Origin of the sequence: Streptococcus sp. 2154 (assembly GCF_013277255.1) — a bacterium.
In the GTDB taxonomy this organism is placed as follows: Bacteria; Bacillota; Bacilli; order Lactobacillales; family Streptococcaceae; genus Streptococcus; species Streptococcus pseudopneumoniae.
Window position 1 is genome coordinate 1 of sequence record NZ_VMMK01000076.1, and the last position, 7,085, is coordinate 7,085.

Annotated in this window: 5 protein-coding genes and 5 tRNA genes; all 10 read right to left on the reverse strand. The window is 41.3% G+C overall.

All coding sequences use genetic code 11. The features are described 5' to 3' along the window. Window positions 1-381 precede the first annotated feature (381 nt). Complete coding sequence (locus HT693_RS11010; protein ID WP_054393247.1) at window positions 382-1,560, reverse strand: LysM domain-containing protein; 1,179 nt, start codon at window positions 1,558-1,560, stop codon at window positions 382-384. A gap of 162 nt (window positions 1,561-1,722) precedes the next feature. After that, window positions 1,723-2,346, reverse strand: coding sequence for an HAD family hydrolase (locus tag HT693_RS11015; protein ID WP_050223655.1), 624 nt, complete (start codon window positions 2,344-2,346; stop codon window positions 1,723-1,725). 3 nt (window positions 2,347-2,349) lie between these two features. Further along, a complete protein-coding gene (locus tag HT693_RS11020) occupies window positions 2,350-3,630 on the reverse strand; it encodes an MATE family efflux transporter (RefSeq protein ID WP_172925188.1) in 1,281 nt (426 codons plus the stop codon). Window positions 3,631-3,690: 60 nt separating this feature from the next. Beyond that, the gene (gene thrC, locus HT693_RS11025; protein WP_050223657.1) at window positions 3,691-5,175 is read right to left on the reverse strand and encodes a threonine synthase; all 1,485 of its coding nucleotides are present in this window, start codon (window positions 5,173-5,175) and stop codon (window positions 3,691-3,693) included. A 76-nt stretch (window positions 5,176-5,251) separates the two neighbouring features. Further along, window positions 5,252-6,529 carry a glutamyl-tRNA synthetase gene (locus HT693_RS11030; RefSeq protein ID WP_050223658.1) on the reverse strand — a complete coding sequence of 426 codons (1,278 nt, stop codon included), beginning with the start codon at window positions 6,527-6,529 and terminating at the stop codon, window positions 5,252-5,254. A 106-nt stretch (window positions 6,530-6,635) separates the two neighbouring features. Further along, window positions 6,636-6,719 (reverse strand) — tRNA-Leu (locus HT693_RS11035). A gap of 9 nt (window positions 6,720-6,728) precedes the next feature. Further along, window positions 6,729-6,800: transfer RNA gene (locus HT693_RS11040), tRNA-Gln, on the reverse strand. A gap of 13 nt (window positions 6,801-6,813) precedes the next feature. Continuing rightward, window positions 6,814-6,886, reverse strand: a tRNA-His gene (locus HT693_RS11045). 14 nt (window positions 6,887-6,900) lie between these two features. Then, window positions 6,901-6,971, reverse strand: a tRNA-Trp gene (locus tag HT693_RS11050). A gap of 4 nt (window positions 6,972-6,975) precedes the next feature. Further along, window positions 6,976-7,056: transfer RNA gene (locus HT693_RS11055), tRNA-Tyr, on the reverse strand. Window positions 7,057-7,085: the final 29 nt, after the last annotated feature.

A 7,085-nucleotide genomic window follows, 5' to 3' on the forward strand; every position in this document is an offset into this window, starting at 1 on the left:
TGGAAGCCGTCATTGATAAGCTTCAAGAAGTTATTCAAGGACTGGAAAAAAGCGTTTTAAAGTCCACTGTCAGCAGACAATGGACAAGGTTGCTTTTTGAAAACAATTGAGTATAAAGTAAAATAGATTGCAAGAATGTTGCTTGAATCATTACAAGACAGCAACTTCCCATCTTCCATTCAAATTGATACTCAATGAAAATCAAAGAGTAAACTAGAAAGCTAGTCGCAGGTTGCTCAAAGCACAGCTTTGAGGTTTCAGATAAAACTGACGTGGTTTGAAGAGATTTTCGAAGAGTATGACAAATAAAAAACGAACAAGACCTACTTCCTATCACGAAAGCTAGATCTCATTCGTCAAAATGATATTACCAAGTCTGGTTTATCCATTCATTGAAACGTGAACATGGTCATAGTGGTTTTCTGTCACACTACCGCGGTCTGGCATTGGATTCCAAGTGTTAGCTGGCCCATATTTGCTATCGAATGGAGCATAGAAACGTTGTTTCCAGATGATGTAACTAATGCCGCGGCTGGCCATATTTTGAATAGCGTATTCCGCAATCTTATCCCCTAGTTCTGAGCTTTCTGGTACAATAAAGTCAATAGCCAAACCTTTTCCGTGATCTCCACTGTCTCCTGGACGGTAACCACTAAAGAATGTGATGCCAAACAAGTTGGCAATTTCTTCTTTAAAGGCAGCCGTTTGTGGTTGAAGGCCTGCATTTTCAGATTTCGCTACTGCAAGTCCAGCATAATCAGGCGCAGCTGGAGCTGTGTAAGTTGTTGAAACTATCTTCGTCTCTTCTGGTTGATAAGTAGAAACTGTTGGTGTAGCTCCATTTGATGATGCTACTTCTTTTGCTTCTGAACTTGTTGCAGTTGTTTCAGGAGCTTTTTCTTCTACTGGTGTTGTAGTTGCTTCTACTGCTGATTCAGCTTGAGTGCTTGCTTGAGTTTCATCTTTCTCAGCTGGAGTCATTGCCTGAGGAGCTGCTTCTGCAACTGCACTACTTGTTTCGGCTGTTTGCTCCTCTGGGACAGAAGTTCCTGTAGATGGTGTCACTTCTTCTGTAGCAGTCACTGTCTCTGTAACTTCTGAATTTGATGAGACTTCTTTTGGCGCTTCTGCAATTGGTTGAGAAAGATCTGCAACTTGAACAGTTTGATCATCTACAGTCACTTGATTGGTTGTCAAATCTGCTGTCGCAGTTGTCACTTCTTCATTAGAGTCTGCTTGGGGTGTTTGGATTTCAACTTCCGTTACTTCTTCTACTTCATTGACAGTCGTTGTCAAAACAGTTTCTGGGAAAATCAAGTCCATATTAGTGATTTTATTCAAATTCGCAAGAACTGTGACATCTACACCCAAGGCTTCTGCAATTGTGCTCAAGGTATCACCATACTGTACTGTATAACTTGTTTTGTTGTCCGTTTTAGTCAAATCATTTTGGATTTGCTCAACACTACGTGCAGTCCAAAGAACTTCTTCTGCTTGAGTTGCCAATACTGGGGCAAATGACAAGGCTACTGTTGAAGCTAATAATATTCTTTTCTTCATTCTTTCCTATTCCTTTCAAATGAGTACCTGTCTATGATAACACAAAAAATGCAGAAAAAAAGCCCTCTCGGGCCTATTTAACAGAACTGTCTATTCCTTGTAACAAACTCTGTTACTTGAAACAGTTTGTTAGGTCTCTGTCACAAAACTGACACAATCTTTTTATCGCTTAGCCTTAAAAAAACGGGAAATATCTGCTAACGCTTGAATCCTGTGATTTCCTTCATAAGTCGACTCTAAAAAGTTGATACTTTGAATCCCACTATTCTGGGCAAATTCCACATCCAGAGTCCGGTCCCCTATATAATAGGTGTTATCAGGATTCAGCTGATACTTGTCTAGCAAATATATAGCCGCTTCTGGACTTGGCTTCCGCGTAAAGCCACTCTGACTGGTTAAAATCTCTGTAAAATAAGATTCCAAACCCAAGTCTCTGAGAATGGTAAGAGCATTGTCTCCCTTATGAGTGTAAACAAACTGCTGAATTCCTGTTTGGTCTGCCCAATTCAACACCTCACGCGCACCTGGCATCAAAACTACCTGAGCATTCTTCTCAGCCAGACTCTGTGCACGCACCTGATTTAGCATTTCCACATCCAGCTTTCTCTCTTCCGCAACTTTCTCCAACAAATCCTGCACAGAATACTTGAGGATAAACTCTCTCACCTTCTCCTTATCATAAGGAATAGAAAATTGAGCATAGGTCTCCTCAATCCCTGATAAAATCGCTTCGTAAGAGTCCAATAAAGTCCCGTCTAAATCCCAAATAAAAGCTGTTTTTTGCATTTCCTATCCTTTCAAGCTCATATAACGCTGGTAACGATAACGTAGAAATAACCAGCGAAAACCATTATCCAAGAGAGTCCCTGCCCAAATACCAGACAAGCCCCAACCAAGCACAATCCCCATCAGATATCCTGTTCCAATGCGGATACACCACATTCCTATACTTGTCGCATAAAAGGGAAGCCGAGCATTGCCCAACCCCTGCCAGACTGCTGTATAGATGACTGTTCCTATCGTCATAGGAGTACCAAGTAGTGAAAAAAGTGTCACTAGCACACTAGCCTCCACCGCTAGAGAATCAGTCGTATAGAGATGAGTTAGTGGTATACCCAAAGCATAGATACTGAAGGTCAAGGGTAACATGAGGATCAGAGAAAGCCAAAAAGTTCGCTTGCTTAAATTAGCCACTTTTTTCCAATTATCCTCCCCAACTGCTCGGGCCACTATCATGACCGTTGCCGTAGCTACGCCAAAGGCAGGCATATAGTTAAACTGGGTCAAGACTTCTCCGACTGCATTTCCAGCCACTGCCTCCGTTCCAAAAGAAACGACCAAGGCAATGATCACGACATCACCAGCCCGCATCATAAGCCGCTCTCCAGCTGCTGGCAAAGCTAGGGTCAATAGTTCCTTATCTAAACCAAAAATCGGTTTCTCAAAAGGCAGCTTTAATTGCGACCACAAAATCACAAGACCAACCAAACGAGACAGAATAGTCCCCCAAGCAACACCCGCTATCCCCATATCCAGTACAAAAATAGCTAGACTGGAAAAGAGAATATTCAAGGCATTGGATAAAAAACTAACATAGAGGGGCAAACGTGGATTATGCGTTGCACGAATCAAGGAACCAAGACTGGTCATCAAGCCCAAGAGAACAATCGATCCGCCTACCAAAGATAGATACAGTCCACCACTCTCAGCTACAGCCCTCTCCGTTCCCAATAGTCCTATCATCTCTTTCCCAGCGAAGATGGACAAAAATCCTAAAAGGAAACTTAAGAGTAAGGTAATCTTCAACGCCTCAGTCACATGATAGGCTAGCATAGATTGATCCTTCTGCCCCAAACTTTTTGAAATAACACTGGAAATAGCAGCTCCCAGAGCGATGAAAATCGCCTGGTAAATCGTGATAATATTGCCAGCTACTGATACACCCGAAATAGCTATCAAGCCCAAGTGGGCTACCAAGTAACTGTCCGCCATTCCCATGAGCATCTGCAAAAAGTTTTCACCCATAGCTGGTAAGGCAATATTAAGAATATTTTTATTTTTCTTAAACAATCTCTCCTCCTGATGAAAAGAAACTCAGTTGGTTTCCCAACCGAGTTTACTCCCTCTGTCTTAAAGTCCTAGATAAGCCTCAACCGCTGCTTGCATGTCAGTAGCTGCCACTGTTGTCTTGTGACGAACAGGAGCTGTTTCAAGCCCATCAACTGCTGGCGGCACTGCCACTCCTGAAATATCATGTAATTGAGCCAAGGCTTCAAAGTCGCCAAGCCCTGATTTTCCAGTCACAGCTTCTACTACAACCACTGGGAACTTGTATGGACTAGCTGTTGAAGCAATCACTGTCTTAGTCGCATCCCCAGTAGCCGCTTGGTATTTTTTATAAACTGCTGAGGCAACCGCCGTATGTGGATCCTCGATATAAGAATCTGACTCATAAACACGTTTGATTTCTGCTGCAGTTTCTTCCTCAGTCGCATATTCAGCCGCAAAGAGATCAAGAATCTCTGCATCAAAATCTGTCAACTCATATTGTCCTTGCGTGTTCAAGGCATTCATGAGTTCAGCAGTCTTTTCAGCATCATTACCCAAAAGATGGAAAATCAAGCGCTCCAAGTTTGAAGACACCAAAATATCCATAGATGGACTAGTTGTTACCTTAAACTCACGTTTCTTATCGTAAACACGTGTCTTGAAAAAGTCTGTCAAAACATTGTTGTCATTTGAAGCACAGATCAATTTGCCAACTGGGAGACCAATTTGCTTAGCATAAAAGGCAGCCAAGATATTTCCAAAGTTTCCTGTTGGTACTGTGAAGTTGACCTTATCACCAGCCACAATCTCACCAGTCTTAACCAACTGAGCATAGGCATAAACATAATAAACAATCTGTGGCACCAGACGACCAATGTTCATAGAGTTTGCAGATGAAAATTGCAACTTGTTGGCCGCTAATCTTTCACGAAGAGCCCCATCGTTAAACATATGCTTCACATTTGTTTGGGCATCATCAAAGTTACCATCTATTGCGATAACATGAGTATTACCACCAGTCTGAGTGGTCATTTGCAACTCTTGTACCTTGCTGACACCATCCTTTGGATAAAAGACAATAATCTCAGTACCAGGCACATCCGCAAACCCCGCCATAGCAGCTTTCCCCGTGTCACCAGATGTCGCTGTTAAGATGACAATCTTGTTCACCAAACCATGCTTCTTAGCAGCTGTTGTCATAAAGTATGGCAAAATAGACAAGGCCATATCCTTAAAGGCAATCGTTGAACCATGGAACAGTTCCAAATTGTATTGACCGTCTAATTTCACCAAAGGCGCTATAGCTGGAGTATCAAATTTACTATCGTAGGCATTGTTGATACAGTAGTCCAACTCTTCAGCTGTAAAGTCATCTAAAAATGCTGACAAAACAATCTTAGCAACTTCCTGATAAGAAGCAGCTTTCAATTTGTCAAAGTCCAAATCTACCTTTGGATAAGTAACCGGTGTAAACAAACCGCCGTCCGTCGCCAAACCTTGCAAAATAGCTTGGCTAGCAGTTACTGTATTGTTGGCATCACGCGTTGATTGATAAACTAATGTCATTACTCTCTATCCTTTATCTATAGTCTCTTCCATTATATCATGATTTTTCAGAAAATTCTCCCTTTAGTAAGAGAAATTATAGGCTCAATTCTTCTTTCAAAGGCTGTAGGTAGGTCATTTCTTTCTTATTTCTCATCTTCAGTCCTTCCTCGGCTAGCAGGAGTAAGTCTTTGGAAAATCCAATAATCGCAGTTTCTTCCTGATCTGTAAGCTTTTTCTTAGAAAATTGTCGTCTTAAAAATTTATAATTTCGCCCAAATTCTTTAAAGAAAGGTGCTGTTTCTAAGTAAGCTTCTAACTTATCTAAATTAACTAATAATCCCAAGTGAAAGGCAGCAGAAGCGAAGGTTTTATCTAGAGGCTGAGTACACACACTACGAAACTCAACTGTTCCTCGAGTCGTTAAGTCTTGGTACTGGTAACTACGATGAGTTTCAAAATCCTTCTCTTGAGGGTAAATAAGAATCTCATCCCCATTAAGAGCATATGCTTGGATTTCAGATGTAGCCAAATAGTCCCTAGCCTGAATGGGATAAAAATAATAGGTTTGTCCATCACGTTCCGCAGTAAAAATCGCAGAATGATCGAGATAGTCAAAAAAATCATCTTCATCATCAAAAAGTCTAGTATTAACCCCAACATTCTCTGGATAGATGCCATGCATCGATTCTTCCCAGAAGATGTCCCTTGAAATTTTTGTATCCCAATCCGCACCTGTAAACTCAGAATTGGCAAATACATAAGCCTTAGCCGCTTCAATTTGAGTAAAAGCATTAATCACCCGCAAGTAGTTGGTTTTTGAAATATCCAGCTGAACCTGGCTCCCACAGATAAAAGTACCATATTCAGGGAAATGATGTAAATCTGATTTAATAATATTTCTACTCAAATTCAAATAATCCATCAACATCTGATAGCGTGGATAAGCCACTGGACAGTTCTCATTCTTATCCCAGTTAGGATGAATGCCACAGCCAACAATAGCATGATTTGATTCACTTAATTTTCTCTGAATTACATTCATATAATTATTAAAACGATTCTCTACCTCTTGAATCTCTTTAACCTTACCAAACGCAAATTCAATCGTAGTATAGGAAACTTCAAACAAAATAGCATCCTGACTTATCGGATCTACTAACTGGATCAGATTGCCAAAATCATCTACCTTTGCTACGGTGAGATCCAAAGTAGAAACTAAATAATGAAATAGATCCTTTATAACTTCAACATCTGTAGCATCCCCTTCTAAACTTGCAACAGGATACTCCAACTCAATTCCGACAAACAATTCAGGATTTTCTTTAATATTTTTCAAATACCGATGTTTTAATAAATCGATAGAACAAGACATACTCCCCTACACTTTCTTAATCTAAATAAAATTTGAATAACTACTATTATACCAAAAATAATACAAAAAAGGAACGAAGATTAACTACGTTCCTAACGCTATACTATACCGGCGGCCGGGGTCGAACCGGCACGTCCTTGCGGACACTGGATTTTGAGTCCAGCGCGTCTGCCAATTCCGCCACGCCGGCAAATAGTAACTGGGGTAGCTGGATTCGAACCAACGCATGAGGGAGTCAAAGTCCCTTGCCTTACCGCTTGGCTATACCCCAATAATATAAAATAGGCGAGTGATGGGGATCGAACCCACGCATGCCAGAGCCACAATCTGGTGTGTTAACCACTTCACCACACCCGCCATAATTCTATTAACACGGGCAGTAGGAATTGAACCCACACTGAAGGTTTTGGAGACCTTAGTTCTACCTTTAAACTATGCCCGTAAAATGGAAGGGGAGGGATTCGAACCCCCGAACCCGAAGGAGCGGATTTACAGTCCGCCGCGTTTAGCCTCTTCGCTACCCTTCCAAAATATATAAATGGCGCGAGACGGAATC

What these genes read in the sequence shown, in the direction of transcription:
- HT693_RS11010 (WP_054393247.1), bottom strand. Translation starts at nt 1,560, where the DNA reads ATGAAGAAAAGAATATTATTAGCTTCAACAGTAGCCTTGTCATTTGCC.
- thrC (WP_050223657.1), bottom strand. Translation starts at nt 5,175, where the DNA reads ATGACATTAGTTTATCAATCAACGCGTGATGCCAACAATACAGTAACT.
- HT693_RS11015 (WP_050223655.1), bottom strand. Translation starts at nt 2,346, where the DNA reads ATGCAAAAAACAGCTTTTATTTGGGATTTAGACGGGACTTTATTGGAC.
- HT693_RS11030 (WP_050223658.1), bottom strand. Translation starts at nt 6,529, where the DNA reads ATGTCTTGTTCTATCGATTTATTAAAACATCGGTATTTGAAAAATATT.